General features: G+C 58.7%; 17 protein-coding genes and 2 pseudogenes. 11 read left to right on the top strand and 8 right to left on the bottom strand.

Going from position 1 to position 26037, the window contains the following annotated elements:
• The first annotated feature begins 198 nt into the window (after window positions 1-198).
• Window positions 199-1314 carry a nodulation protein NodZ gene (locus ACH79_RS38425; RefSeq protein WP_371419328.1) on the top strand — a complete coding sequence of 372 codons (1116 nt, stop codon included), beginning with the start codon at window positions 199-201 and terminating at the stop codon, window positions 1312-1314.
• Between the two features lie 388 nt (window positions 1315-1702).
• On the opposite strand, the gene ACH79_RS38420 is transcribed toward ACH79_RS38425, so the two are convergent.
• The 5 genes from ACH79_RS38420 to ACH79_RS38400 all read right to left on the bottom strand — a co-directional run bounded on the left by ACH79_RS38420 (window position 1703) and on the right by ACH79_RS38400 (window position 5885).
• Complete coding sequence (locus tag ACH79_RS38420; RefSeq protein ID WP_161855481.1) at window positions 1703-2665, bottom strand: sulfotransferase; 963 nt, start codon at window positions 2663-2665, stop codon at window positions 1703-1705.
• Between the two features lie 175 nt (window positions 2666-2840).
• A complete protein-coding gene (locus ACH79_RS38415; RefSeq protein WP_246738294.1) occupies window positions 2841-3464 on the bottom strand; it encodes a UPF0149 family protein in 624 nt (207 codons plus the stop codon).
• Complete coding sequence (locus ACH79_RS38410; RefSeq protein ID WP_161856372.1) at window positions 3461-5023, bottom strand: IS66 family transposase; 1563 nt, start codon at window positions 5021-5023, stop codon at window positions 3461-3463. Before ACH79_RS38410 ends, ACH79_RS38415 begins: the two co-directional genes overlap by 4 nt.
• 50 nt (window positions 5024-5073) lie before the next feature.
• Window positions 5074-5427: an IS66 family insertion sequence element accessory protein TnpB gene (gene tnpB / locus ACH79_RS38405; RefSeq protein WP_069279868.1), complete on the bottom strand. Its 354-nt coding sequence runs from the start codon at window positions 5425-5427 to the stop codon at window positions 5074-5076.
• Entirely contained in the window at window positions 5424-5885 is a 462-nt protein-coding gene (locus ACH79_RS38400; RefSeq protein ID WP_141343522.1) for a transposase, read from the bottom strand. Before ACH79_RS38400 ends, tnpB begins: the two co-directional genes overlap by 4 nt.
• Before the next feature lie 702 nt (window positions 5886-6587).
• Between ACH79_RS38400 and ACH79_RS38395 the strand changes: the two are divergent.
• The 9 genes and pseudogenes from ACH79_RS38395 to ACH79_RS38355 all read left to right on the top strand — a co-directional run.
• Window positions 6588-6840, top strand: a pseudogene (locus ACH79_RS38395) (IS66 family transposase); the annotation flags it as partial.
• A gap of 434 nt (window positions 6841-7274) precedes the next feature.
• On the top strand, window positions 7275-9110 hold the full coding sequence (locus tag ACH79_RS38390; protein ID WP_161855480.1) for an NEL-type E3 ubiquitin ligase domain-containing protein: 1836 nt from the start codon (window positions 7275-7277) through the stop codon (window positions 9108-9110).
• Between the two features lie 720 nt (window positions 9111-9830).
• Complete coding sequence (locus tag ACH79_RS38385; protein WP_246738771.1) at window positions 9831-10610, top strand: SDR family NAD(P)-dependent oxidoreductase; 780 nt, start codon at window positions 9831-9833, stop codon at window positions 10608-10610.
• 219 nt (window positions 10611-10829) lie between these two features.
• Window positions 10830-12653, top strand: a complete 1824-nt coding sequence (gene nifA, locus ACH79_RS38380) for a nif-specific transcriptional activator NifA (RefSeq protein ID WP_161855479.1) — start codon at window positions 10830-10832, stop codon at window positions 12651-12653.
• Window positions 12654-13407: 754 nt separating this feature from the next.
• Complete coding sequence (locus tag ACH79_RS38375) at window positions 13408-14250, top strand: electron transfer flavoprotein subunit beta/FixA family protein (RefSeq protein WP_065754579.1); 843 nt, start codon at window positions 13408-13410, stop codon at window positions 14248-14250.
• Between the two features lie 477 nt (window positions 14251-14727).
• The gene (locus ACH79_RS38370) at window positions 14728-16029 is read left to right on the top strand and encodes an FAD-dependent oxidoreductase (protein ID WP_161855478.1); all 1302 of its coding nucleotides are present in this window, start codon (window positions 14728-14730) and stop codon (window positions 16027-16029) included.
• Window positions 16030-16613: 584 nt separating this feature from the next.
• On the top strand, window positions 16614-17792 hold the full coding sequence (locus ACH79_RS38365; RefSeq protein ID WP_161855477.1) for a GFA family protein: 1179 nt from the start codon (window positions 16614-16616) through the stop codon (window positions 17790-17792).
• 37 nt (window positions 17793-17829) lie between these two features.
• Window positions 17830-18507: a 2OG-Fe(II) oxygenase gene (locus ACH79_RS38360; protein WP_161855476.1), complete on the top strand. Its 678-nt coding sequence runs from the start codon at window positions 17830-17832 to the stop codon at window positions 18505-18507.
• A 922-nt stretch (window positions 18508-19429) separates the two neighbouring features.
• A pseudogene (locus ACH79_RS38355) lies at window positions 19430-19651 on the top strand (transposase domain-containing protein); the annotation flags it as partial.
• Between the two features lie 101 nt (window positions 19652-19752).
• Here the strand turns inward: ACH79_RS38355 and ACH79_RS38350 are convergent.
• Window positions 19753-20190, bottom strand: coding sequence for a hypothetical protein (locus ACH79_RS38350; protein ID WP_161855475.1), 438 nt, complete (start codon window positions 20188-20190; stop codon window positions 19753-19755).
• A gap of 234 nt (window positions 20191-20424) precedes the next feature.
• Here ACH79_RS38350 and ACH79_RS38345 point away from each other — a divergent pair, with 234 nt between their 5' ends.
• Window positions 20425-21873 (top strand): IS4 family transposase, encoded by a 1449-nt coding sequence (locus ACH79_RS38345; RefSeq protein WP_161855474.1) that lies wholly within the window; start codon window positions 20425-20427, stop codon window positions 21871-21873.
• Between the two features lie 126 nt (window positions 21874-21999).
• Here the strand turns inward: ACH79_RS38345 and ACH79_RS38340 are convergent, their stop codons facing one another.
• On the bottom strand, window positions 22000-23520 hold the full coding sequence (locus ACH79_RS38340; RefSeq protein WP_246738310.1) for a hypothetical protein: 1521 nt from the start codon (window positions 23518-23520) through the stop codon (window positions 22000-22002).
• Window positions 23486-25021: a class I adenylate-forming enzyme family protein gene (locus ACH79_RS38335; protein WP_161856792.1), complete on the bottom strand. Its 1536-nt coding sequence runs from the start codon at window positions 25019-25021 to the stop codon at window positions 23486-23488. Before ACH79_RS38335 ends, ACH79_RS38340 begins: the two co-directional genes overlap by 35 nt.
• Between the last annotated feature and the right edge of the window lie 1016 nt (window positions 25022-26037).

The following is a 26037-nucleotide window of genomic DNA, read 5'->3' as shown; positions in this document are numbered from 1 at the left end:
GGTGACTGGACTCATGCTTAGTAGTCTTGGGCGCTGCGCCAAAGCACGAGCTCAGGACTGCAAGCGTCCCAGCACAGCAGTTCTATTCGACATCGTACATGCCGGAAAGTGCTTCGAAGAGCTGCTGCAACAAGGCGGATAGGAAATCAAGCATGTCGACTGCAATAGTTTCGCGTTGCTCCTCCATGGTAGCAGGCTATGAAGTTCTATCAGCCAAGTTGGCTAACATCACCATCGCTGACGACAGTTGCATCGGGCGAAACCATACTTAGAGTTTCCGTAAACCCTATCTCCATGCGGTCTTCCCTTAACGAGAAAACACAAATGCTTGTTGGCGGCTTGACGAACGATCGGTTCGTTGTTTCTCGACGACGTACTGGTTTCGGTGATTGCCTGTGGTCGCTGGCGTCAGCCTGGCGCTATGCGCAGCGGACGGGGCGGACTCTAGCCATTGATTGGCGTGGCTCCTGTTATCTCGATCAACCCTTCACGAACGCCTTTCCCGTGTTCTTCGAGCCAATTCGAGACATCGCTGGCGTACGGGTTATCTGCGATGACAAGATCAACCAGCTCTCATTCCCGGGGCCTTTCTTCCCGTCATGGTGGAATCAGCCATCGATTGACTGCGTTTACCGCCCAGATGAACAGATTTTCCGAGAACGTGACGAGCTGAGTGAGCTTTTCCAAGCCGAATATGATAGTGAAGCCAACACCGTGGTGTGCGATGCTTGTTTGATGTGGCGTTGCGATCAGGATGCCGAACGACAGATATTTCGGAGCATCAAACCGAGGCCTGAAATTCAAGCTCGGATTGACGCGCTATATCAAGAGCACTTTGAAGGGCGCAGCGTAATCGGGGTTCATGTTCGACACGGCAACGGCGAAGATATAATGGGGCACACGCCCTACTGGGCGGATCCGGAGCTCGCCTTGCGGCAAGTATGCACTGCCATTGATGCAGCCAAAGCGCTATCACATCGAGGACCTGTAAGGGTATTACTGTGTACGGACAGCGCGCAGGTGCTTCACAAGTTGTCGGGTCTGTTTCCCGATCTTTTCACGATCCCAAAACGCTTCCAAGCGGATCAGGCCGGGCCATTACATAGTGCGGCACTAGGAGCCGACGGCGGGATCTCCGCTCTCATCGAGATGTATCTTCTCGGGCGATGCGATACCGTGATTCGCTTTCCACCGACTAGCGCCTTCACGCGCTATGCCCGTCTCTTCGCGCCGCGCATTATTGAGTTCGATTTGAACGATCCTAGTCGGTTGATCTTGATTGATGAATCCTCCGAACATCTCCTGGCTTTATGAAACTTGCAACCCGCACCGTCATCGATCATATCGACGCCTCCTTCCATTTGCGCAGCATCGCCGTTCGTGATGTCGGATGCGTCTTTCGTTAAGGTTCAGAACTGCGACAAAGAGCGTCGTCGCACTGTCGCCATCGAGCAGCCGATCACGGTTCGTGTGGAACACGGTGGCATCCCACTCATCGATAGACAGTCCGACAAATTAGCGGAAAAAGATAGTGGTCGAGCTGCTCGATCAACTGCCGCTCACATCGCACGTGTAGAACGCTTCCGGGCTCGGCTAGACGTTGCCGTTCCGAGCTATGGAGGGGTCGAAAGCCGAGGAGGAGTTCTCTTCAGCTTGCCTGTTTGGCGCACCGGTTTCCGCCAGATGCCGCACGAGCTCCTCGCTAGGCGCGGCGTAAATCCCACCAGGTTTGAAATATCTGACGATATTGTTCGGTTACGGCCCGACCTCGATCCACGATCCCGGCTTGCTGAACGTGCCGAGGTTCCTGCTCATAACCGAGCTCTATCAAAAGCTCATCGCCGATTGCGTCCGTTATTGCTTGCATCTCTTGAATGCTCAGTTCCATTTGCCAAGTGTAGACTGAGCGGCCATCGACTGCCTTTCTCTCGAAGAGTTTTCGATCCCCGAAGCGACTGGAGCGAAGATATTCCGGCTGCTGCAGCGTCGCCGATGCAATGCCCGTTGGATCGTAACCGAGCCCAGCGATGACGCGCCGAATTTCCTCATCGGGGCGCGCCACCAAATGTTCGTACCGCACCACCTGCGTCTGCCGTCGACCTCGGTGCGCGGCGAGCGCAGGTAGGCCCAGAACGAGATCGGCGAGAGAAGATGTGATATCGGGAGGCAGGCTAAGCACAAGATCGGAGAGATCAGATAGGCTGGCGGGCGGCCAACTTTCTGGCACCAGCGGGATGCCCCACGTCGATTTCAGTGAAGCGGCAACAGCGTAGGGATTACGTAATAGAAGGATGTGTGGCGCTTCTGGATAGAGAGAATCCAAGAAATCGAGGACCATCCAATAACGCGGCGTCTTGTCTACGAAGGTACGCTTGCCCGATGCTGCCAAATATTGGCCGTAAGCCGCATCAGCAAAAGCGCGACTGACGATAGTACGATCGATTCGGCCCAAAAACTCGGAGGTGGCATCCTGAATCAGTGATGCCCCCGCCGGGTGACGGTGGTCCACTCGGCCAAATGCCTCAAGTGCCAGCATTAACCAGGGCTCAGGCGGCGCTACAATATCTGGGTGCTGCTGGAGCAAATGCGACAGCAGTGTCGTCCCCGACCGGGGAAGGCCGAGGAGAAAGCAGACCGCAGGCAAATCGTTGGCATCTCGGCTCATGGTTCCACCCCCTTATGCTTGGACGACGCGAGCCGCCGCCCGCCTCCCTTTGTCCCGTTGAAAGAAATAACAGCAGCCGTGCTGTTCCACATGTGACCGCGTGCGCAGCATCGTGACATGAGGAGGACTTCGCCTGCATCTTCGTAACCGGTATGAGCTCCCACGTCCGCGATGATTAGCGGTCGCGGGCGTAGCGGATGGGCATCCAGTGCTGGCGCAGCGCCTCGACGACGGCTGGGATATCGAGGTAGGCGTTACGGAGGAAATCCTCGGTTTTGCGACCGCTTCGTGGCGGTCCGAGCAGCGGACGGGCCTGATCGTCGCGACAATGCAGCAGGATGGGCAGCAGCAGGCCGTGATTGACGTTGTTGACGTCGAGCAACGGCGCCCACGCCGACAGTCTGAGCCGCATCGCAGCATAGAAACCCTGGCACCAGGGATGCGCATCGATGTTGCCGCTGGGGTCGCGCCGGTGCATCGGCTCGAACCGATCGGGGGCAGTCGAGAGGGTGTTGCTGATGTCGTTGTGGCGCAGCGCGACGGCGGAGATCGCGGCGAACTCCGGCGTGCCGCCATGGTTGAAAGCGTCGGCATCGATCGCGAGCAGCGGGCAGATCCAATCGAGCGGGCTCATCGACACCGGTCCGGCCACGATCGCGGCGGTATAGCCGTCGAGCATGGGAATGCTGGTGGCGGCAGGATGGCGATCGACGCGATCCTGGAGCCATCGCTCGAGCTCCGCAAGCGACATCGCGGCTGACGCCATCGACGATGCTGCCTTATGGCGACGTGGGCTCATGCCGCTGCCTGCGGTGTGTGCCGGCGCGCCGCCTTCCAGTTCCAGGCGAGCAGCTCGTGCAGCTGATGGCTCTTGGTTCGCCCAGACACGATGCGCTCCAGCACATCGGTCAGGTAGGCCTGCGGATCGAGCTCATGGAGTTTTGCCGTGTTCACGAGCGACGCCAGGATCGCCCAGCTCTCGGCGCCGCCTTCGCTGCCGCTGAACAATGAGTTGCGTCTTCCCATCGCAATCGGGCGCATGGAACGCTCGACTGTGTTGCTGTCAACTTCGACACGGCCGTTGCGGAGAAACAGCGTCAACCCGTCCCAGTGATTGAGTGCGTAGTTGATGGCCTCCGCCAGCTTCGATTGGGAGAAGAGCTGGCCGACCATTGCGGTCAGGCGCGTCCTGAGCGCCTCCATCAATGGAGCGGACCTGGTGCCGCGGGTGGCCAGCCGCTGCTCGGCACTGCTGCCACGGATCTCTGCTTCGATGGCATAGACCGCCTGCAGGCGCTCGATCACTTCGCGCGCGAACGGCGACTGGGTCGTCTTATACACCTCGACGAATTTGCGGCGGGCGTGGGCGAGACAAAAGGCGAGTTGGATCGCGCCGCCATGATCGCGGGCGAGCGCTTTGTAGGCGGCATAACCGTCGACCTGCAGAATGCCGGAAAAGCCCATCAACTGTCTGGCGATCTCCGCCGTGCCGCGGCCGTCGGCGAACACGTAGGCCACCGCCGGCGGCGAGGGACCGCCCCATGGCCGGTCATCCATGGCATGCGCCCAGAACTGGCAGATGCGCGGGCGATGTCGTCCGGGATCGAGCACCGGCATCGGCGTCTCGTCGCAGAACAGGCGCGGCGCGGTCTGGATCGTGCGCAGCTGAAGCGCATAGAGGCTCCTGAGCCACCAGGCCGCACGCTTCACCCAGCCGGCAAGCGTCGCCCGGTCGAGATGGACACCCTGGCCGGCCAGAATTTGCACCTGTCGGTACAGCGGCAGATACCAGGCGAACTTCGAGACTACCACGTGGCTCACGAGTGCGGTCGAAGCCATGCCGCTCTCGATCAGGCGCGGCAGCACCTTCGCCTGGATCACACCATCGGTGCAGCGGCGGCAGCCGTACTTGGGACGGACCGTCCGCAGCACCCGCAGGATCGCCGGGATGATGTCCAGCACCTCGCTGACGTCCTCGCCGATCTTGTGAAGCTGGCCCTGGCAACACGGGCATGCGGTCGCCTCCGGCTCCAGCACATGCTCACAGCGCGGCAGGTGCTTTGGAAGCGCGCCGATGTTGCGGCGCGCCTTCTTCCGCAGTGGCTTGCCGGGCGGCTTTGCCGCAGCTGCATCGTCGTTGGCAGCTGCAGGCGGCGTGACGTCGGTCTCAAGATCGCCAAGCTCAAGCGCGAGCTGCTCGGCCACGAGCGCGGCAAGCCGCTCCGAGCGCTTCCCGAAGATCATGTCCTTGAACGTTTGCATTGCTACGCGCAGCGTCTCGTTCTCAGCGTCAAGCGCGAGCACCATCTCGGTCAGAGCTGCCGGATCGGTCGGGAGAGTGTCGGGGCGAATCGCCATGACCAGACGATACATCCGTGCGACCCATGCTCCAGTGAAATCCTCACTTCTCAGCCGACAATGGCCGGCTGCTTCACAGGCTTGGGCGACACACGCGTCCACTCGAGCCCGTCGAGTAGCATCGCAAGCTGCGTCGCACTGAGATGCACAACGCCGTCGCGGATCGGCGGCCAGGTGAAACGCCCCTGGTGCAACCACTTCGTTACCAACACCATGCCGCTGCCGTCCCACGCCAGAAGCTTCACTCTGTCCATGCGCTTGCTGCGGAACACGAAGACGTCGCCGCAATATGGGTTCGCGCGCAGTGCTTCGCTCACCAGCGCCGACAGCGTATGCACCGACTTACGAAAGTCGACCGGCTGGGCCGCCAGCACCACCTTGAGGTCTGACCGTAGAGCAATCACCGGATCCCTCGAAGCGCCGATAGCACCACCGAAAGCGTCGCCAGTTCCACCCCCGGCTCGACCCGGATGCGCGCCCCGTTCACCTCGATCTCGACCACTCCACAGACCTTGGCCGGCGGCGTGGCAATCTCCACGGGCTTCGTCTGTACCGGCGAAATACACTCGGACTTGCCAACCCTCCCGCCATCGCTCTCGGCGCCAATTTGGATAGGCACGAAGTTCTGGGCTTTGCCGGCCAGCGCCGCCGCTACCTGGCGGCGCCACACCGTGAGCAGTCCGCGAGAAACGCCATTGCGCCGCGCCACCTCGGAGATGTTCGCCCCCTCCTCAAAGCTCTCTGCCGCGATCCGGGCCTTCTCCTCGCTCGTCCACCGTCGCCGCCGGCGCTCCCCAGTGATCACCTCAACGCGGCGATAAGAGTCACCTTCCTGCCTGGCATCAAGCATGGCATTTGCCATCGCGCCACCTCCACCGATCAGCTCTTGCCAGCCTGTATCGCAGACAAGCTTCGTCACTGCGAGGTGAGGCCCTCATGCCGGTTACGCATCTTCCGCATGATCTGCGAGCTATGGAATTCGATCCATTTGGCCGGATCGCAGAAGCATTTGGCACCAGCAATCGGCAGCTCCTGATTGCTCGCAAAGCAAAGGCGACGTCGAGAGTGGGTTCACTTGTACGTAGATAGGCGGGTGATACAAAAAAGGTTGGAAAAGCTATACGGAAGTTTATCGGAGGCAAATGCTTACGCGACGCGGGGGGCACTTGTCGCGTTAAGCCGGCGCGGTGCAGCTTGCGTCGCCGCCGGAGAAGGTGGCCGCAATGGGCATGCGGTTCGGTTGACTCGCCGCCGCACGTGGAGAGATCTTCTCAGAGCCATGGTGAACATCGATAACCATTCTGGATGCCTGAATTCAATTTGTCCAACTGACGTTTTGCTATCCGTTTCTTCCAATTGTTAAAATCGATTTTTTTTGATGGAATGCATCCACGCGCTAGATAAGTCCGGATCATGCGTTGAGGGCCTCGATCATCTAAATCTGCTCATCGCGCTCGAGGTATCGCTTTGGTGGCGGCAGCTTTGTGAAGTTCGGTCGTCTTTGTGCGGATCTGGCCTTAAGTCTAGCTTTGAGGTCATATGCGAATGCTGGTGAAGGTATTGGGCGCCGCTCGCGTTTGCCCGTGCAAAAGTCTCGGAAGACGAAGCGCTGATCGCCCATCAGAAGCTTAGGATCGCCAAGCTCGAGCGGAGGATCTACGGCGGTCGACCGGAGCGATCATCGCGGCTGATCGACCAGTTGGCGCTGACCTTCGAAGAGCTGGATGGCGCGACTGACGAGCTGTCTGCGCAGCAGGCTGTAGCCAAGACGACGAGTGTGCGCGTATTTGCGCGAAAGGCGTCCCGAACGCCAGACCGTCACCGGTTTTTCTTCAGTAGACCCCATTGACGCTGCAGCTTCGAGAGTCGATGGGCTTTCACCGCCGCATTATGAGTCTTCCGAAACTCGTCAGTTTTTGGACAGGTAAGTCTTATAGCATTGAGATACTGTCTATCTGGACTGCGATGTGAGGCTTGATCTGCTGCAGAGGAGAGGGGGATGTATTGCCCTAACGAAACAACCCCCGTACCCTTTCGTTAACCGTCGATTCCGTCCGGACGTGCTGGTCTTGCTGCAACTGCCCTGTGGGCGAATGGCGCAGCGTGTTCGGCGGTTCTGTGGTTGCAACCGCGCTCCGTGATCGCCTGCTTCCTCGTTAGTCGGTGATCACCATCCCTGGTGAGAGCTACCGGCTTCGAGAAGCGCGGCTCCGGCGCACTCCCTTCATTTGGCTACCGAGAAGACGGATCGATGAATGCAGAACGGGCCCAGCTTGGCGCTGGCACTCCTTCCGAAACTTCCGAATCAGAAACCTCCGAACCAGGGTCCCCGGCCGCGGCGCAGTGGGCCGAGGCCTTGACCGAGGCGGAGGCGTCCGCGGCCGGCCCCGCCTCGTCGCAGGACCTGGTCCTGACGGGCCGGGCTGCCGAAGAGGGGCAGGGCGAAGACGAGAATCGGCAAGAGGCGGTAAGTCGAACGAGGGCTTGGCGGGAGGCGGGCGATGTCGATCAGCCGCTGGATCTGTCGTCCCTGTCCCTGACCGCCTTGTCCGCTCCCCTACCGCCCGAGCTCCGGCGCCTGAACGTCGACAACAATCAGCTGACCAGCCTGCCCGACCTTCCAGCCGATCTCCAGCGGCTCCGCGCCAGCAACAATCGGCTGACCAGCTTGCCCGACCTTCCGGCCGGGCTTCGGCGGCTCTACGCCATCGGCAATGGGCTGACCAGCCTGCCCGCAGACCTGCCGCTCGGGCTCCGGCGTTTGAGGGTCGACGACAATCAGCTGACCAGTCTGCCCGATACTCTTCCGGCAACGCTTCAGGATCTCGACGCCAGCGGCAACCGGCTGACCAGTCTGCCCGACCTTCCAGCCGGGCTCCAGCGCCTGAACGTCGACGACAATCAGCTGACCAATCTGCCCGAGCCCCTCCCGGCTGAGCTCGAATGGCTCAGCGCTAGCCACAACCAGCTGACTAGCCTGCCCGAGACGATTCCCGCGGAGCTCCTATGGCTCGGCGCCAGCAACAACCAGCTGACCAGCGTGCCAGAGACCCTGCTGACGCAGCTGGGCCGTGAGTCCAGCGTCAATCTGGAGAATAATCCGCTGCCCGAGGGGGTACTGACCAACCTGGCGACAGCCATGCATGCCGGGGGCTATGACGGCCCGCAGATCTTTTTGTCTATGGCCGGGGGAGCGGTGCAAGTCCAGCCGCAGGCCCTGCACGAGGTTGTCGCGCACTGGCTCGCGGGCGACACTGAGGCAGTGGCCGCCTGGCAGCGCTTCGCCCAAGAGCCAGGTGCTCAGGACTACGCACGCTTCCTCGACAGGCTCCGTGGCACGGTGAACTATGGCAATGAGGCGTTCCGGCGGGTGGTGGTCGAGGATCTGCGCCAGGCGGCGGTCAGGCCGCGATTGCGCGAGCAGTACTTCGCCGCGGCTTTGGGAGCGAGCGAGAGGTGCGAGGATCGCATCACTTTGGCCTGGAACGGCATGCAGACCGCACGCCTGAACGCTGATGTCGAGGGCGGAGCGTATGACAGGCGGCTCGACGAACTGCTTCAGCGCGGCCGTGTGATGTTCCGCTTGAGGGCGCTGGACGGGATCGCGCGCGAGACGGTCAACTCGCTCCGCCGTGCCGACCCGGACGCCGACATCGACGAGATTGAGGTCTATCTTGCCTACCAGACCCAGCTGCGCGACCCTCTGGAGCTGCGGCACGTCGCCCCAGACATGCGCTTCTTGAACATCTCTCACGTGACAGAAGACGATGTTGCCAGGGCCGCGACGACGGTGCGGGACCAAGAGGCGACGGGATTCGCGGACTACCTGGCAAGGGGCTGGCAACCTTGGGATAGCGTGGTGAGACGCATCGCCCCCGAAGATCATGCAGCGATGCAGGAGCGGCTCATCGATGCGATGGGAGATGAGTTTCAAACTCGCCTGAACCAGCGTCTTGCCGAGCATGGTCTGACAGGCGACCCCGATGCCGAGCGGGAGCTCGGAGCTCAGATCCGCAACGAAATCGCCAGCGAGATCACGGGTGCGCTAACGCGCCAGGTGCTCGCAAAGCACGGGCTCGAGCTGTGAAGCGGCCGTTCATGCGAGGACTGTCACTCGCTGTTTCGGCCGTCGCCGCGGTCGATTGCGCGATCGAGATGAGAGATCATGCCTGCCTGGCAGCTCCGCGGCCGCAGCAGCAAGCCGAGCTAGCCGACCGTGAGCCATCGCCACGCTCAAGAAGGACTGCGATGACGGAAGGCCGTCGAGAAACGCTTGCAAGGGAGAGCTTGCTGCCGCCTATCGTGAGACCAGTTCGATCACGAAATGATGAATTGGAATGACGTGGCCGGTAGCGGAGTGGCGGATTGCTCAACAGCAATACCTCATTCCAGCGCATCGAACGGTGTGAGAGCGAACTAATCGCCGGCGGTTCTGATCTGCGCAGCAATTTAGCTGACGGACCTGGCCCGACCGCATTGACAATACTTGCGATAAAGCAGCGCGCATAAGGGCCATGGAGCAAGACGGAGTCAAACTGGTCGTGCCGCGCACATTACGCGAGACTCGAAAATCGGCTTGTGCACCTGCGTTTGCTATTGTCCGAAAGCAAACGCGCCCGATGTGGGGAACCCGCCAAGCTGTTGCGAGCGCGACATTGGGCCGCAAAACGCGTGAGCGTTCCTTCGCATCGCGCTGGCCCAAATCCTGCACCGCGTTCACGGGCGAGGGCAAGAGAATTGGGAGGCGCGTTTGAGTCTCGATCTGAGAAACGACGAAGCGGTCGCTAGTCCACCGTCGGCGACCGACGTGGGCTGTCCGTTTCACACCGATAGAGTCCGCATCCAGCAGGGAGAACAGAAGACGCTGGTGCTAACCGGCGCGTCGCGCGGCATTGGTCACGCCACCGGAAAGCTGTTTTCGGAAGCGGGCTGGCGCATCATTTCTTGCGCGCGCCAACCATTCGATAGCGGACGCTGCCCGTGGAAGTCAGGGGCCGACAACCATATCCAGGTCGACCTCAGCAACCATCGCATGCTGCCGCGCGCCATCGCCGAGATCAAGGAGCGCCTCGCAGGCGCGCCATTGCACGGCTTGATCAACAATGCCGGCATTTCACCGAAGACGCCGAATGGCACTCGACTGACGGCGTTGACGACGTCAGTCGAAACCTGGATGAAGGTGTTCCACCTCAATCTGGTGGCGCCGATTCTGCTCGCGCAAGGCCTGTTTGAAGAGCTCAAAGCAGCGTCAGGATCGATTGTCAACGTGACCTCAATCGCAGGGTCCCGAGTGCACCCGTTTGCCGGCTCCGCCTACGCGACATCGAAAGCCGCGCTCGCGTGTCTCACGCGCGAAATGGCGCACGACTATGCACCGCACGGCATTCGCGTGAATGCGATCGCGCCCGGCGAGATCAAGACCGATATTTTGTCGCCGAACACGGAAGCGCGTCTTGTACCAAATATTCCGCTGCGCCGAGTGGGCACACCCGAAGAAGTCGCGAAGGTCATCTTCTTCCTATGCTCGGATGCGGCAAGCTATGTCACGGGCACCGAGGTGCCGATTAATGGCGGCCAACACCTGTGATCGAATGTACCTGCAAGAAACAAGTCGCAGCTGATTTGATCTACATCAACGGAATTCGTGTTCCCACGGAACGCGCGCGACGAGTTCGCAAGAGCAGAGAATAAGCAAGTCAAAGCACACTGTAATTTTACCGTCGTGTCGCGATGCAGTTTTACCATCGTGCCATAATAAGAAGTTATCTCTTGCGTCATCCTAAAATGGGGCGAGATCGAGGATGACATGCAACACAATATTCGAAAATCCGAACAGGATGACAGGGAGGATGGTCATAACAACGGAGACGTCGTCATGCTGCATATCCCTTCCGTGCGCGAAAGGCCTAACTCAAACTCCGAGACGGACGACGCGCTCCCTAATGTGCCGTTGTACGAGAGCGCGATTATCGGGATCTTCGAAATATCGAAAGTGCTCACCGCACCCTGCCGGCTAGAAGTCACGCTGGCCAACGTCGTCGATCTTCTGCAATCGTTTGTGCAGATGCGGCACGGCATCGTCTCTCTGTTCCACGATGATGGCGTGCCGGACATTACCGTGGGCGCCGGCTGGAGCGAAGGGAGCGACGAGCACTTCCGGATGCGCCTGCCGCAGAAGGTAATCGACGAGATCGTGACGTCCGACAAGTCGCTCGTGGCCGAAAACGTAGCAGTGCATCCGAGCTTTAGTGCTGCGGACAAGGAGGTGCTCGGGGCCTCCGACGATACGCCAGTTTCGTTCATCGGCGTTCCCATTCGCATCGATGCGAATGTCGTGGGCACGCTGACGATCGATCGCATCCTAGACAACGCGTCGAGCGACCGGCTCGATTACGACGTCCGGCTGCTCACAATGATCGCCAACCTAGCGGGGCAGACAGTGAAGCTGCATCGGCTGTTCGCGTGTGACCGCGAGCGACTGATGGCGGAGAAGGACCGGCTGCAAAAGGAATTGACCGAGCTCAAACAGCCTGCGCGGGAGCGCAAGAAGGTCCATGTCGAGGGGATTATTGGCGACAGCCCGGCGCTGCGCAGGCTGCTCGAGAAGATCGCCGTCGTAGCCAAATCAAACAGCACGGTGCTGTTGCGCGGCGAGTCCGGTACCGGAAAGGAGCTGGTCGCTAAGGCCATTCACGAGCGGTCGGCACGCGCCAAGCGGCCCTTCATAAAACTCAATTGCGCGGCGCTGCCTGAGACGGTACTGGAATCCGAATTGTTCGGTCATGAGAAGGGGGCCTTTACCAGCGCGTTCACTGCGCGCAAAGGCCGCTTTGAGCTCGCCGACAAGGGAACGCTATTTTTGGACGAGATCGGCGAGATCTCGGCCTCATTCCAGGCAAAGCTGTTGCGCGTACTGCAGGAGCAGGAATTCGAGCGCGTCGGTGGCAACCAGACCATTAAGGTCGATGTTCGCGTGATTGCCGCCACGAATAAGAACCTGGAAGAGGCGGTGGCAAGGAACGAGTTCCGCGCCGACCTCTATTATCGCATCAGCGTGGTCCCCTTGCTGCTGCCGCCGTTGCGCGAAAGGCGCGGTGATATTCCGCTCCTCGCGACCGAGTTTCTCAGGAATTTCAACAGAGAGAACGGCCGCACGCTTACCTTCGATGCAAGCGCGGTTGAAGTACTGACGAACTGCGGTTTTCCCGGAAACGTCCGCGAGCTTGAGAATTGCGTGCAGCGTACCGCCACTCTGACACCAGGACCATCGATCGTGAGAGACGACTTTGCCTGCTGCCACGGCCAGTGCCTTTCCGCGATGCTGTGGAAGAGCGGATCGGAAGAGACGGCGCTGCAGTCGGGGCCGATCCGGCCAGTGACTGCTAAGCCCGCCGCGCCGCCGGCCGAGGCTGCTACATCGATCCCGCCTTTCGGCAGCGAGCTCGCCCCGCTGGCACCGGTCGGCGCAGCTCTCGTAGGTGGTGCGAAGATGGCAGATCGCGAGCGTGTCATCGCGGCCATGGAAAGATCCGGCTGGGTACAGGCAAAGGCGGCGCGCCTGCTCGGACTTACGCCGCGCCAAATTGGCTATGCCCTGAGGAAATATGGCGTCGAGATCAAGCGCTTCTAAAGCAGTGTCGGACTTTGGGTGTGTCGGGGCCGTGATTATAGCCGCTTATGGCGAATAGTTGGCGAAACAAAATAGAGGCGTGATGGTTTGGGGCGGTCCTGGAGCCGCGATAGGATGCGGCCCCCCCGTCAGCGCCGGTTCTGGCATCATCGGATAAACCGCCCGGCACAGGCGGTCCCTTGCCTTCTACGCTCGTGCGAACGCGAAGCTGTCAGCAAGAATCCGTTGGCCATGTCGCCATCGGCCATTAGCTCACGGCCTGATACCGTCAGTGAGACCATCGGGGGCTGTTCGACCTCGTTCGATTCGCGCGGCATCGTATGCGGCGACCGCTGCGCGATGCGGGGCCTGCGCAAAAGAAACCGCCGTGTGCCTTGCGGTCGCAGACGCCGCAAGCGTATTGCGGCGCCTTGCTCCTCTCGACGCGAAGCATCGTCCAGTGCAACTCGGCTCAGGGCTTACGCCCTCTCGTGAGCGCAGCGGCCGCTACGAGACCCAAAATCGCGTGTGGATCAACTCCGGCAAAGCGCATCCTGTCTCTGGGGCCGCTCTCATTGAGAGATCAAGAACTAATCACGCCGCGAGAGCCGGGCTGTCGTAGTCACGACGAATGTCGCAATTGCGTCGGCGAACGTCAGGCGACAGTGACATTGCTTCCCAAAAGCCGTTGTATTTCTGCCCGATATTGAAATTCACGCAATGGTACGACACTTGCTGTTCTGTTCGCCAGCCGTCGCAACGTCTGGAGAAGCACATGCACAACGTCGTCTGCATCAAGCAGGTTCCCGACTCCGCGCAGATCCGCGTGCACCCCGTGACCAACACGATCATGCGTCAGGGCGTGCCCACCATCATTAATCCATACGACCTCTTCGCGCTCGAGGCCGCGTTGGAGCTGCGCGATAAGTTCGGTGGCGAGATCACTGTCCTTACAATGGGGCCGCCATCAGCGGAGGACTCATTACGCAAAGCGCTGACCTTTGGCGCCGATCGCGCCGTACTGCTCACCGACCGCTGCTTTGCGGGCGCCGATACGCTGGCAACGACTTACGCGCTCGCGACCGCGATCCGCAAAATCGGCAAGGAATACGGCCCGCCGGACCTTATCTTCACCGGTAAGCAGACCATCGACGGCGACACCGCGCAGGTTGGGCCCGGCGTCGCGAAGCGGCTCGGTGTGCTGCAGCTTACCTACGTCGCAAAGATCAGGGCGCTGGATCTCGCTGCGCGCACAATAGAAACAGAACGGCGCTCCGAAGGTGGCGTCCAGGTGCTCCGCACCAGGCTACCGTGTCTCATCACCATGCTCGAGGCAACCAACCAGATTCGCCGCGGTGCCATGGACGATGCATTGCGTGCCGCCCGGGCGCCGATTGTGAAATGGAGCGCCCAGGAAGCTGGTGTCGAGGACATCTCCAAATGCGGTCTCAAGGGCTCGCCAACCGTCGTCAAGCGTGTCTTCGCGCCGTCCGCGCGCGCTGAGAAGGCGATGCTGGTAGAGGCCGCCGAGCAGCCGGCGCAAGCATTGATCGACGCCATCTTCAAGCACCAGCCCAAGCTAGAGGCCGACCTTGCGGCGCTAGCTCGCGATGCCTGATCCGAAGGGGCTTGGCGATGAGCTATCTGATAAGTGCTCCCGCGTTTCTTGCGCAAAGGGCGCGCTGCCAAGAAGGCGCTGCCGGGGCATAAGGCGGACAAGCATGTCTGGGTCGTTTCGAACAGGGGTGCGGGCAGGTGCATCCAATCTCCTGGCACGGGCCGCAAGGTCGCCGAGAAGCGGAAGATTGATCTCGCGTCGGTTGTCGGTCCCGTGGCCGAGGCGACACGCAGCGCCGCGGTCGAATTCTTACTCCTACGCCCGCCGAGCTTGTCCCAGCCGTCAACGTGTTCGCAGATTACCGCGACGAGTCCTACAGCATGGCGCCGACCGATCTCGTCAACAGCCATCAGGCGGAGATCCTGCTGTTGGGAGTCACCATCTTGTGCCGCCGTCGATGTTCGCCGCGCTCACGCGACCGCGTCGAAAGCGAGCGTACGTTTTGAGAACATGCGCCACTGAACAGGGGAGAGGCCAATGATCGAAGAGAGGTTCGATGCCATCGTGGTTGGCGCCGGAATGGCCGGCAACGCGGCGGCGCTGACCATGGCCAAGCGTGGCATGAAGGTCCTGCAGCTGGAGCGCGGCGAATATTCCGGATCAAAGAACGTGCGGGCTGCCATTCTCGATGGGGACATCATGGAACAGCTGGCCCCCGATTTCCGCGAGGGCGCGCCGCTCGAGCGCCGCCTTGTCGAGCAGCGCTTTTGGTTATTGGATAGCCGCTCCCATGTCGGGCTGCGCTACCGCTTCAACGACTGCAATGACAAGCGACCGAACCAGTATATCGTCATCCGCGCCCTATTCGATAAATGGTTCTCCCGGAAGGTGAGGGAGGCCGGTGCCACGGTCTTGTACCAGACTACAGTCACGGAGTTGGTGCAGAATTGTCGCGGCCGCGTCATTGGTGTGCGTACCGACCGCCAGGATGGCATAATCCACGCCGATGTAGTGGTGCTCGCCGAGGGCGCCAATGGCTGGCTCGGGACGCGCGCGGGCTTGCGCGAGCGGTTGACGCCCGACCAGATTGCGCTGCAGCTCAAGGAAATGCACCTCTTGCCGCGCGAGATCATCGAATCTCGATTCAATCTCAAGCGCGACGAAGGGGTCATCATCGAGGCCGCCGGCACCATCTCGCGCGGCATGACGGGCATGGGGTTTATCTATGCGAATAGGGAGTGCATCTCGCTCGGCATCGGCTGCCTCGTCTCCGACCTCCAGCGAACGGGCGAAACGCCTTACGGGCTACTCGAACGCTTCAAACGTCATCCGTCGATTCTGCCGCTAATTAACGGCTCAGAGCTCAAGGAATATTCCGCGCACCTCATTCCGAAACGCGGCTACAACACCATACCCCAGCTCTACGGCAAGGGCTGGGTGGTGGTTGGGGATGCCGCCGAACTCAACAATACCAGCGATTGTGGACGTCTGAACCTTGCGGTTATTTCTGGAAGAATTGCCGCGGAAGCGATCTTCCGTGTGAAGTCGCGCGGTGCTCGCAGCACGTCGAGTACTCTTTTACTGTACAAGAAGATGCTGAATGAAGCGTATGAGGATCTGAAAAACTACAAGTATATGCCCGCGCTGATCCATACCCAGCCGGAGAACTTTCTCCTCAGCTATCCGCAGCTCGTCTCGAAGGCCATCGTGAACTTCGCACGCATCGGCGTCGGGCCCAAGGCGGCGGAGGGCAAGCCGGATTCAAAATCCTTTTGTGATATGTGGTCGTGGACCGGACTCTTCGGCGATGGCTTCCGCTTGCCGCGCGCCTGGCGCTGAATCAGCACTCAAGTTCGAGCGAGACGCCGGAAATGTACTTCGAGCATTCGGTGCACTAAATGACAAGCTGTTCTATATCCCGTTATGCGTCGCAAACAGCTACATCAAGGGCGACCCCACGAGGCCCCATCAGTGCCGTTACGAAGCCTAAATCGGCGAACCATCACTCAACCATGCCGGCGATGGCATCGGTTTGAATCAATCGCACAAATCAATTAATCGATCCGGCCCGTCTCCCAGCAACGGCCCGCCGCGAAAGTGATTGCGTGAGCCTTGCTTGAAAAAGGCATAACCGCGCGCTTTCGGACTCCGCTCAGGCCGTTTCCAACCGGACGCGTCGCGAGAATTGGTACGGGCCTTGCTTGAGGTGAGCAAAAGGCTCTGGGTCCGGACGACGAGGTGGAATGATAGTGCCACGTTGTCAGGTTTCCGACTTCGCGTCTCCAACCGGAGACGCACCGCAGGACAACATGGAGAGTCTCTCGATCTGAGGAGATCTGTATCGGTTGCGCTCCGAGGTCTAGCGCAAGAAAGCTCTCTCTCTCTCTCTCTCTCTCTCTCTCTCTCTGCATGCCCGAACTCGAATGACGCTATCCCAACCTTCTTCTTCTAACCTGGATCAACCTTCAGAGATACCGGTCGGCGAGCACTTGGCGCGCAGAGCCCGGGATCTGCATGGCGCCCATCCGTTTGCTGCGGAAATCTCCAAAGATCAGGCTGCCAGTCTACTACCTGAATACTTCGCGATGTCACAGGCGTTCCCATATCTGCAGGCGGGATCGCAAAAGGATCTCGTATTCGAGGCAATGCACCGCAATCGAGGGCTCCCGAAGGACGTTGAGCTGACCAGTGTGGTCGCAAACTTTATCTGTTGGGATGAAACGGGAGGACACAGTCGGGTTCTCCAGGGCGGCAACGCTGCCCTACCCAGTATTCTGGAGACAGAAAACTTCCACTCAAAGCTCTTTAGAAGAGATGCGTCGCGCCTACTTGGCCGCGCAATACAGCCTAACTACAGCACCAGAACGAGCCGGTACCTTCGTGCGCTATGTCATGGCTTGTCGTCGCGAGATGCCATAGTCCGCTGCGCCCACATGGTCGCCTTCGAGCTACATGCTGCGGAGATGATCCAGGCACTGTGGACTACTTTAGTGAAGACGTTTGATGCTCGAGCTGACGATCTTGAGTATTTCCAGGCCCATGTCGGCGGCGCGGATCCTGCGGAGAAATATCACGGAGAAATGACAACCAGGCTCATTAGCGAACTGGTTCCTGCCGACTGCAATAACCGTTTCTTGGATGAATTCGATCGGGCGTATGGTCTCAGCTTAGAGTGGTGCCGCAATCTAGTCGGAAGTTGTTCGCCTCACGGAAATAGTGGGGCGGAGGTGGAGCACAGCGGCCGCTGTCATTGTGGATCTGTCAAGTTCTACGTACGAGCGCCAGCAGAGATTTCTGCAGTGAAGTGCAATTGCTCGATCTGCCAAATGTCAGGATTTGTGCACATGCTCGTTGCCGATGACAAGCTCAGGATTGAATGCGGCGAAAACGTCCTCACTACATACCAGTTCAATAAGCACATCGCTCGGCATACGTTTTGTCGGGTTTGTGGCGTAAAGCCATTTTATCGACCGCGGTCGAACCCGTCAGGATTCAGCGTAAATGTTCGATGCCTAGATAAAACGACGATCGAAAGCATAGAAGTAGAGGATTTCGACGGCGAGAATTGGGATTTGGCGATCCGTTCGTTGCACGCGGATTAGAGGAGGCGAATTTGAGTGAATCGGAAAGGCGCGCACAATGAGTGATAAACGTGGTCTGCTTTCAGAAGATGCCATCGCGGAATACCGTGCAGAGCTGGCAGATAGAGGTACGGTCCTGATTGCCCCCGATACGCTGTTCACCAAGGACGAGTTGACCAGGATCGATCAGCTTCAGTCCGATGTTCCAGAAGAACAGGTTCGGAAGGGAGATGCCGGCGATTGTCACAACGTTTTTGTGAAACGAGTACGGCTAGATCACGCCGGCCATAATCCCAGCAACGTGAATGGTACCGCTTCAGCGCAGATTATCGAACTACTGGAAAGAAAAGAGCGGGTCTCTGCGCTCAGAAGGATCTTCGGAGCGTCATCGGAGTACGTGATTCGCCGATGCCAAATGCATCGCATGCCGCCTGGGTCCTTTGTTGGTATCCATTTAGATGCTGAGAGCGACCCCGACTTCGAATATTCTGTAATTGTTCAGCTCACGACAGAGTTCGAGGGCGGTGAGTTCGTTGTGTATCCAACCGACCGCAAACTGCAGGTGTTTCGTCCACACTTAGGAACTGTGCTTATCACAACATGTAGGTTCTGGCATGAGGTAAGGAAAGTGCACGCGGGGGAGCGTCGGTCACTCGTCTACTTTTGTTCAAAATACGAGGGTGCGAACCGCCGGATAGTCGAAGACCATGTCGCTCGCGTGCGGTCGGCTAGCTAGATGTCACGGCCTGCAATGGCGTCGGGATGAGGTATATTGATGCGGGCCGGATGCTCTAACTGGATGCGGCCGTATCGGCCACAAATATTCTCGTCGTCGCCCGTGGCCATAGCGGAACGGCTTTGTTCTGGCTCAACCAATTGCCCTGTCGCTCAGGGCTATCGCACATTCGTTGATTGTGCTGGTTCGGTATGCCGGGCAAACTCGTCCTGCCGGAGAAGCCCGGGCATGACGATGAGCAATAATGACAACGCTCGCGCGCATGCTAGCGCTCTGACCCAGTGATCGCGTGCCGTCAAGGTCGCCGGAGCCCGCGTCATCGACCTCGCATTACGAGCGTTTAGGGTTTGGGGGCTAAGCGCAAGGACACGAGCCGAATTGATCGTGCCCAGTTAGAGATCGCGAGCCGCGAGCCCCTGCGGAGATCTCACGTCGAGCACCGCCGTCGCGGACGCGTCCTTCGGTCAGGTCGGCAGGTCTGCCGCGTTTCATGCCATATCGCAGCAGAACTAGTTGTAGTCTGGTATGTCAGCGTACGAAAACGATCTTGCTCGATGCTGTCGCACTCGCGAGCGGACTTCAGACGGCGCCGATAAACGCCGCAGCGCCGGTGTAATTTGATTCAACTAAGAACAGGGCCAATGACCGCAAAGTTGGCTGCCGATCTACTTCGCGCCGGAACTCTGGTGCTCCGCGCGTCGGCAGCCTAGAAACTAAGCCGTTTGCACGGTTGTGGTGTGTTTATGAGAAACGTGACAATCGTGAGCCGAACAAGCTGAGTGTGGAATGGCAGAATCGACATCGCCGCGAGCGGCAAGTCGACCTGGAAGAGAGTGCTTTGCCATCTCCTCAAAGCGCCTTTGGTCTCCAGCAGATGGTTGGGAATAGGTATTCCTCCGGCGAAGTCTTCGTCGTATGCGTACGCAAATCCTGGCTGTTCGCCGGCTCCGAACGCGGGGCCGACCGTGCCGCTGCCATGGCCACGCTGATCATGACGGCCAAGCTCAACGATATCGATCCGCTGGCCTGGCTTGCCGACGTACTCGGCCGCATCGCCGGCATCCCGCAGGGGCGGCTCCATGAGCTGCTGCCCTGGGAATGGAAACGCACGGCGTCAAATCCCGCCGCCGCTCAGGCAGCCTAACTATCACGTCGGGTCAAACCGGCATCGACGGGCTGCGCGATCTTCTGGCGTGGAAATGGAGTGTCGCACCCGAACGAACTGGGATGGCGGCATGAGGCGCGTCATCGTAGGCTGGCCGGCTCGACTGCGGTCTCGGCGTCCGCAGTATCGGCGTGGATAGCCTCCCGGATCAGCCGCTCCGTCGTCTGCTCGAAATAGAGCCAGAGGTCCGTGTGCAGGTCAGAAAACTGCCGCCACACCACGGTGTCGAAAAAGCGGCGCGGCGCCCTGACCATGATCGTCGTCGAGCGCTGCCGCGGATATCGGAACGGCCGAATGCCATAACGCCTGCACAAGGCGATGAACAATCGGACCGACCATTGGTCCGGCAAGCTGAACTTCATCTCGACGGCGGGATCGCGGCGGCAGGCCTCCTCGAGCTTGGCCTTCAGCCGCTCTGCTGCGGCTTCGGCGGCATCACGTTCTCCCGCAGTGGTCGCGCCGAAATACAGCGCCTCCACCTTCTTTAGCCGCTCCCGAAGCTGCTCTTCGATCAGCATAACCTCGCTCCTTGATAGAAACGAGGCCATCGCACGAACCGGCCGTCAATCGCGGAAAATACGCCGTCCACACATCATTGCACGGCCGGCCTGGAGTTCGGACCAGAGTCTCCCGCGGCCTTGGGCGGCTTACGATTACCCACATTTTTTTGAGGTGCACTGAGCCGAAAAACTTGAGTCGCTAGAATCGCTTGTGATTCTTTGATGGGCACCTGATTCGAGAAGAGGTGCTCTATGGGACTGACTTCACGCGCCCGGGATGAGAAGGCGCATCGGTCGGCGTCTGACGCGGTGACCTGGTTTGACCGTGAAGCTGCGCTGTGCGAATTCCAGGACGCTCGGCTTGGCGAGAGATTTCGCATGCTGCTGAAGCAGATTGGTGGAGACGTCGGCCAGAGCATTCCTATGGTTTGCCAAGACTGGGCGAATACCAAGGCGGCCTATCGTTTCTTCTCCAATGAACGAGTAAGCGAGGCCGACATCCTGTCTGGTCATTTTAAATCGACGCGGGAACGCATCGCGGCTGCGAAGGGACCTGTTCTTGTTCTGCATGATACGACCGAATTCACCTATCAAAGGGAGCGCCCGGATCTGATCGGGATGATTAAGCGCATCCCCAAAAGCAACTCTCGAAGATTGGACGGAAAACCCCAAACGTACACGACATGCGGAATATTGATGCATTCGAGCCTTGCGGTGACCCTCGATGGGCTTCCACTGGGGCTCAGCGCTGTGAAGTTCTGGACCAGAAAGAAATTCAGAGGGGTCGCTGCGCTCAGGCGCGAGGTCAACCTGACACGGATCCCCATTGAAACCAAGGAGAGCATTCGGTGGCTGGAGAACCTCAAGCAATCCACGGAGCTTTTCGAGAAGCCATCGCAATGCATCCATATCGGTGATCGTGAGGCCGATATTTATGAATTGTTTTGCGCCGCCCAAGAGGTTGGAACGCATTTCTTGGTAAGAACCTGTGTCAATCGCCTGGCAGGCGATGGCGATCATACCGTTGCAACGATAATGGATGAGGTCTTGGTCAAAGGTCTCCACCGGATCGAAGTCCAGGATAGCAAGGGCAATCCAGATCAGGCTGTTCTTGAAATCCGGTATCGCAAAATCCGTATTCTGCCACCGATAGGCAAGCAGTCGCGGTATCCAGCTTTGACTTTGACGGTGATCCACGCTGATGAAAGAGGAGCGCCAAAGAACAGAAAAAAGATTGAATGGAAACTCCTGACCGATCTTCCGGTGCAATCGCGCGGGGATGCGATCGAGAAACTCGAATGGTATTCCCTGCGATGGAAGATCGAGGTCTTCCACAAGATACTCAAATCCGGCTGTAGGGCAGAGGACTCGCAACTGCGGACTGCTCAGCGATTGACGAATCTGATCTCGGTATTCTGCGTTGTGAGCTGGCGCATTTTTTGGATGACGATGCTCAATCGTTCAGCGCCAAATGCTTCACCGGAATTTGTGCTGACCAAAGCTGAAATCCAATTGCTTGATCGGCTCGTCAAAGACAAGAATCCAGTCAGCACACAACGAAAAACATTGTCGCATTATCTCATCAAGATCGCCAGGCTCGGCGGCTATCTCGCCCGCGCCAACGATCCGCCACCAGGGAATCTGATCATGTGGCGCGGATTATCGCGATTCATCGATATCGCAACGGGAGCAAAACTCTGACTCAAAAATGTGGGTAATCGTAAGCTTGGGCGGATGCTTACGGGAATAGGGCTGTAGTTCAAGTTGGAACAAGCAAATGGACCGAACAAAGTATCTTGAATAGTGGACGTGGGGCAGTGGTGCAGATCAGACTATCCTCAATAATCGATGCTCGAAATTGCGGCCCACGAGCCTATCGCGCGCGATCACGAGGCACTCGACCGTACCTGCGTCTTGATCGGCGGCAAGCGGAATAACGCCTTCCTTCTGTATGCTATCAAATAGCAATCCTTCATCGACGAAACAATCAATCGCCTCTCGGAGGGAGTTTAGTCGGACGTTCCGCACGGATGAAATCACGTGAGAATGGGAATAGTCGGATCCTAGCGTCCGGTCAGCAATGCTGTGCAGTACCGAGCCCCCGCCCCAGCGACCGTTCGCTTCATTAAAGAGCAGACTCCCGTCGATCGAAAAAACGGCATCTATGTTGATCATTCCGCGGTATCCCAAGGTCCGCGCAAGCTCCACAAACCGATAGGCGTGCTCGTAAGCGGTCGAGTACTGCTCATTGCTTAGGTCGCTTGGAAGCTCTAGTCCGGTCCAGACGAGAGCTCTTTCGGACGGATCTTCGCTTCGACGCAGACGTATGTTGCCGCTATTGACGTATGCTATGGAACCATTTTCCTCGATTTCAAACTCAAGATAAAAGAGAGAACGAGCCACGTGGTATGACTCTACGACCACGATTTTACATGAGGCGGTTGTCAGCTCAGACCAAAGTTGATCAGGATCAAACGACGGCCAAAGGACCCGCCGGGTCTCTCTTGCCCCAGGCAGTGGAGCGCTCTCCTTGCCGGTCAATATGACATTTCCGACCCCGCCGGCGCCATTGTCCAACTTTACAATAACGCTGCCGGTTTCAAGCCTTAGCGAGTTGACCGCTCTGAACAGTTCTTCTGAAGTTGTTGCTATGCATCCACTGGGCAACGGAAGCATGGTACTTGTTGCCAGTTGACGGAAGTGGCTCTTGCGGTTCAATAAATCAGGACCCCGCTGCAGAGCGAACTCGTCCCCGTTCTGCACTATGCCGAGCATCGCCGCTAAGCGCGCAACGCCTTCAGTAGCGTAGCAAGCATATAGCTTCCAATGTGTTTTGTCACAAATGTGGCGGCGGATCTGTTCAACAATTGTGTTGGACTGTAGAGTGAAATCACTAAGGACACCTATCTCGTGCGCGTTTTCCGGCACGAGCACCAAGACAGTCGATGGGTCGAACCTTAATGTCGCACCAACATATTGTAGCAGGTCAGTCGGGATCGGTACCGGAGAGACAATTACGTCGCCCGGTTGCGCAAACCATACGGAGCGCCAAGCCGACTTGGCGGCAAGCGAAAGTTGGAGTGCCGTTAGATCGGCACCGGACATTTGGGCGGTACCGGCATTCATAATTAGGATTCGCGGCATCAACGAGCTCCCTTGGCACTTGGCATATTGGACGGAAGCGCAGTCCCGCACTACATGAACGGGCGGCAGCGCATTCATGTAGAACATTTTGATCGAAACGACCTCATTGAGCTTGAGACGGAAGACCGCCTGCAGCAGGCGAATATTGGCAGCGCCCAATCCGCGATACTTATTTGGTGTCTCTTTGCCGAGTTGATCGCGCATCGAGCTCTTTCAGCATATAATGCTGAATCTTGCCGAGCGCCGTCCTCGGCAGTTCTTCCGTGAAAATGATTTCGCGCGGCACTTTGAAACGGGCGAGCTGCGACTGCATGTGCGCGCTCAGCGCTTCCGCTTCAATCCGCGCGCTTGACCTCCTGATCACATACGCCACCGGTACTTCATCCCAGCGCGAATCGGGCCGACCGACCACAGCGCATTCTGCGACATCGGGATGCTCCATAAGCACACGCTCGACTTCCGCCGGGTAAATGTTTTCTCCGCCGGAAATGATCAGATTCTTCTTGCGATCCTGCACCCAGAAATATCCATCGGCATCGCGGCGGCCGATGTCCCCCGTGTGATACCAGCCATTATGCAGCGCCTCGCCCGTTGCGTCTTGATTGCCCCAATATTCGCAGAAGACATTAGGCCCGCGCACTACGATCTCGCCCAGGGTTCCTGGCGGTTGCCTGCTCCCCGCATCATTGATGATTTCCACTTCGCAGCAAAGGCCGGGCAGGCCAGTCGTACCCTCACGCGAGAGATCACCGCCGAGTCTCGTATAGACAGCAATTGGGCACGTCTCCGTGGAGCCATAGACCTGCAACACTGGTACGCTGCGTGCGACGAAGCGTTCGATCAGGTGCTGCGGCACCATGGTGGAGCCGGTGGAAATCGCTCTCAGTGAGGTGAGGTCGGTGGTCGACCACTGGGGATGCTCGGTCAGGGCTTGAATCGTGGCAGGCACCAGGACAGTCAGCGTTGGCCGGTCGCGCTCGATCGCAGCGAGCGTCGCCTCTGGCGTAAACCGCGTGTGAATCGTAACGGTCGCGCCGTGATGCAAAGCTGGCGTCGTCTGGATGTTGAGGCCACCCACGTGGAACAGCGGCAACACTGTTAAGACATGGTCTGCCGAGGTGATGCCGTGCATGTGCTGACTCATCATCCCATTCCACAGCAAGGCCTCCTGGCTCAGCACAGCCCCTTTCGGCCGCCCGGTGGTGCCCGAGGTATAGACGATCAGAAGCGGACAGGACAGGTCCGTGTGCGGATTGCGACCATCGCCGTGCCCTCGGTCTAGCAGGCCATCCCATCTGCTTCCGCCAAGAGGCGCAAAATCCAAGCCAACGACAAAGATATCCGGTAGTTGATCGGCCAGGGCTGGCAGGAGCGCCTCGAAGGCGTGTTCGAGCACCAGCACCTTGGTGTCAGCGTCGGACAGGATGAAGAGCTGCTCAGCGACCGCAAGCCTCCAATTCAATGGCACGAGCATTGCGCCGAGCCGCGCGCAGGCATAGAGCAGCAGCAAATGGTCAGGCCGGTTAAGACTAAGGATCGCGACGCGATCGCCTCTCTCGACACCAAGCTGGCTTTTTAGGGCGCGAGCGACCTGCTCGATCTTTTGATTGAAAGTCGCGTAACTTAAGGTCTCGCCCTCGAAATGGATCGCGGGCTTGTCGGGAGAGAACGCCGCGTTGCGCTCAATCAGCGCGCAGAGATCAATCATCAGTCTTCCGCTTTCCCTGGGTTGCACCGTATATCCTCCCGAAGCGGCAATGAGAGCTCATCAACGTCCCGGGATGTATCGATTACCGTTTGATGGTGTTAGATGAGGCGCCTTGCGTCAGGTATCTGCAAAAAGGATGCAGCTTGTGGCGATGTCATGAGGCTCAGGTAGGGGGATGTGACTCAAGGGCTCAAAGTGCAGGTTCTTGCTCACGTACTTTAGTTTGCTCAACAGGGCCTCTGCATACATCCGATAATTTCGATAAGCGCACCATGAGGAGAGTTTCTGCGATCCCAATGCAGGTTCGCTCCACATATAGGCGGCTCCAGCATCTCCATCTTTGAAGCCGACATGGCCCGGCATTGGCATTCAGTGTGATTGACTAGAAAGACCTTCCTGGAGCCGTCAGGTCCTTTCACATTGCCCCTCCGAGAACCGGGCAATCTTTTGCGATGCCGCGCCGATTGTGGCGGGCGGAATGTGCCGTTCCTGCTCCTTAGCTTCTGCAGCCCAATCGACCGTTATTCGTTTGCGCGATCTTGTCGCCATACCAGCTCCGAGGGATCTGTGCGGACAAAACAAAACCACGTTTCGTTTATTGACCGCGGCCGGCCGGAAACCGGTGCCTTTGATATCGTACAATGTGACGCTACGTACGATTCAAGTCGTTTTGGGCGGCCGCCGGGTGAATATGTTCAAACCCCTAAAACCTGCCGCGAGCAGCGATATACGAAACTGAAAAATGCACTGCCATTCTTTCCTCATAAGATCTGGCGCGAGCCGGGCTTGCGTTGCTATCCCAGCAGGCGCCGTCTTCGAGCGGCGCAGCTGATCAGAATCGAGTTGCCATTCAAGGCTGATCTTTTCGCCGCCATCATAAGGTTCGCATCAGGTAAGAAGCCGAGCTGCCAACAAGAGCCGCTATCCAGACAGATAGACGAGTGTCACGTGCATGCTGGGCACGAACTCAGGATGCGAGCTGCCTAGGATTTTTCTGATGAGAGCCGTCTTTC

The sequence above is a fragment of the Bradyrhizobium sp. CCBAU 051011 genome (assembly GCF_009930815.1).
Taxonomy (GTDB): Bacteria; Pseudomonadota; Alphaproteobacteria; order Rhizobiales; family Xanthobacteraceae; genus Bradyrhizobium.
Note: the sequence above shows the minus strand (reverse complement) of the source record. Positions and strands in the feature narration are given on the sequence as shown.

What these genes read in the sequence shown, in the direction of transcription:
- ACH79_RS38425 (WP_371419328.1), top strand. Translation starts at nt 199, where the DNA reads ATGAAGTTCTATCAGCCAAGTTGGCTAACATCACCATCGCTGACGACA.
- ACH79_RS38420 (WP_161855481.1), bottom strand. Translation starts at nt 2,665, where the DNA reads ATGAGCCGAGATGCCAACGATTTGCCTGCGGTCTGCTTTCTCCTCGGC.
- ACH79_RS38415 (WP_246738294.1), bottom strand. Translation starts at nt 3,464, where the DNA reads ATGAGCCCACGTCGCCATAAGGCAGCATCGTCGATGGCGTCAGCCGCG.
- ACH79_RS38410 (WP_161856372.1), bottom strand. Translation starts at nt 5,023, where the DNA reads ATGGCGATTCGCCCCGACACTCTCCCGACCGATCCGGCAGCTCTGACC.
- ACH79_RS38400 (WP_141343522.1), bottom strand. Translation starts at nt 5,885, where the DNA reads ATGGCAAATGCCATGCTTGATGCCAGGCAGGAAGGTGACTCTTATCGC.
- ACH79_RS38390 (WP_161855480.1), top strand. Translation starts at nt 7,275, where the DNA reads ATGAATGCAGAACGGGCCCAGCTTGGCGCTGGCACTCCTTCCGAAACT.
- nifA (WP_161855479.1), top strand. Translation starts at nt 10,830, where the DNA reads ATGCAACACAATATTCGAAAATCCGAACAGGATGACAGGGAGGATGGT.
- ACH79_RS38375 (WP_065754579.1), top strand. Translation starts at nt 13,408, where the DNA reads ATGCACAACGTCGTCTGCATCAAGCAGGTTCCCGACTCCGCGCAGATC.
- ACH79_RS38370 (WP_161855478.1), top strand. Translation starts at nt 14,728, where the DNA reads ATGATCGAAGAGAGGTTCGATGCCATCGTGGTTGGCGCCGGAATGGCC.
- ACH79_RS38365 (WP_161855477.1), top strand. Translation starts at nt 16,614, where the DNA reads ATGACGCTATCCCAACCTTCTTCTTCTAACCTGGATCAACCTTCAGAG.
- ACH79_RS38360 (WP_161855476.1), top strand. Translation starts at nt 17,830, where the DNA reads ATGAGTGATAAACGTGGTCTGCTTTCAGAAGATGCCATCGCGGAATAC.
- ACH79_RS38350 (WP_161855475.1), bottom strand. Translation starts at nt 20,190, where the DNA reads ATGCTGATCGAAGAGCAGCTTCGGGAGCGGCTAAAGAAGGTGGAGGCG.
- ACH79_RS38345 (WP_161855474.1), top strand. Translation starts at nt 20,425, where the DNA reads ATGGGACTGACTTCACGCGCCCGGGATGAGAAGGCGCATCGGTCGGCG.
- ACH79_RS38340 (WP_246738310.1), bottom strand. Translation starts at nt 23,520, where the DNA reads ATGCGCGATCAACTCGGCAAAGAGACACCAAATAAGTATCGCGGATTG.